Source organism: [Lactobacillus] rogosae (genome assembly GCA_900112995.1).
GTDB classification, from domain to species: Bacteria; Bacillota; Clostridia; order Lachnospirales; family Lachnospiraceae; genus Lachnospira; species Lachnospira rogosae.
The window spans coordinates 1-1,404 of record FONU01000049.1 but is presented as its reverse complement, the minus strand read 5'-3'; the positions used below and the strand labels follow the sequence as shown (position 1 = coordinate 1,404).

Below are 1,404 nucleotides of genomic sequence, written 5' to 3'. Positions count from 1 at the left end.
GATTACTTAAATATTTACAATGCAATAAAGCAAATGCCGAAAGATTCCAAAACATATTTATGTGGAATGCACTCATATTGGTACTTGTAGAAATGTCAAAATTCCAGTAATACGCTCTGTTGATGTGCTGATTTTTCTACGATATACTCCTTCAAAAAGGAGTGTGCTCTTATGGGTAGAGAACTTTATGACATCATCAATGACATGGCAGAAGTATTAAATGCATCGCAGATGCAGAAACTACAAGAGGTGTTGGTAAAACGGTTATCTGAAAATACTGTATCTGATTATTTGCAGACAACGAATATGGACTTTCTAGATATGTTTTTAGCTGCAAAGCATTTAGAAGGGTGTTCTGACAAAACAATACGCTATTATAGGTGTAATATTGAAAAGATGTTGGATACAATAAATATTCCGGTCATAAAGATAACGACCGAGATGCTACGAAAATAGAAGGACTATAGCCACCAGAGCAATTGAGAAAGGTATGCCGATTGAACAGGTACAGAAAATTCTGGGACATAAGCAAATAGATACAACGCTCAGATATGCAATGGTTAATCAAAACAATGTGAAGCTATCGCATCGAAAATATATTTCATAGATTAACTTGTAACGCAAAAGACGTTACAATAAAAGAAAGATGGAGGTGTATTCTATGGGAAAAACAGCAACATTAAATATAAGAGTAAATCCAGATGTAAAAGAAAATGCAGAAAGTGTATTGGCACAATTAGGGATACCAATGGCAACTGCTATAGATATGTATTTAAAACAAATATCATTAGTAGGAGGAATTCCCTTTTCTATTGTATTACCAAAAGCAGCTAATTCAGTGAATGCAGATATGATGTCTGTTACACAGATTCATCAAAAGTTAGAAAAAGGATATGCCGATATAGAGAAAGGAAATGTTGAGGATGCAGCTGGTGCGTTTGTGGCATTTAGAGAGAGGCATTAATGAAGCAATATAAGGTAGAGATTACAAAAGAAGCTTTGCAGGATATGGAAGATATATACAATTATATTGCTATAGATTTGCTTGCTCCGGATAATGCAATGGGGCAATATAATCGCATTGCTGATGAAATACTTACATTAGACACTTTCCCGGAACGATTTAGGATTATGGATTCTGAGCCGGAAAAGAGAATTGTTGTGATATAATAAATTTGTAACACCTTGTTCGAATAATATATTATAATATTACTCAAACAAGGAGGACGTTACTATGTCAGTACATTACACCGAAGACTTCAAAAAAAAGTAGTTAAAGCCTATATGGCAGGCGACAAATCAATACCGCAAATTGCTGTTGAATTTAATGTTGCCAAAAGCTCAGTTAGCAAATGGGTTAACGAATACAAGGAAGAATGCCTTTATACCACCAGCACAACCGCA

4 protein-coding genes and 1 pseudogene are annotated in these 1,404 nt (G+C 34.7%); all 5 read left to right on the top strand.

What is annotated here, in order from left to right; all coding sequences use genetic code 11:
* The first annotated feature begins 171 nt into the window (after positions 1–171).
* Positions 172–456 carry a hypothetical protein gene (locus BM157_RS12825; RefSeq protein WP_318256012.1) on the top strand — a complete coding sequence of 95 codons (285 nt, stop codon included), beginning with the start codon at positions 172–174 and terminating at the stop codon, positions 454–456.
* Positions 455–607: pseudogene (locus BM157_RS13155) on the top strand (tyrosine-type recombinase/integrase); the annotation flags it as partial. The gene BM157_RS12825 and the pseudogene BM157_RS13155, both read left to right, overlap by 2 nt.
* Positions 608–661: 54 nt before the next feature.
* A complete protein-coding gene (locus BM157_RS12820) occupies positions 662–964 on the top strand; it encodes a type II toxin-antitoxin system RelB/DinJ family antitoxin (RefSeq protein ID WP_318256011.1) in 303 nt (100 codons plus the stop codon).
* Positions 964–1,170, top strand: a complete 207-nt coding sequence (locus BM157_RS12815) for a type II toxin-antitoxin system RelE/ParE family toxin (protein WP_318256010.1) — start codon at positions 964–966, stop codon at positions 1,168–1,170. The genes BM157_RS12820 and BM157_RS12815 overlap by 1 nt, the downstream gene beginning before the upstream one ends.
* Before the next feature lie 30 nt (positions 1,171–1,200).
* A partial coding sequence (locus BM157_RS13345) for a helix-turn-helix domain-containing protein (protein ID WP_456361703.1) occupies positions 1,201–1,404 on the top strand: 204 nt, incomplete at its 3' end.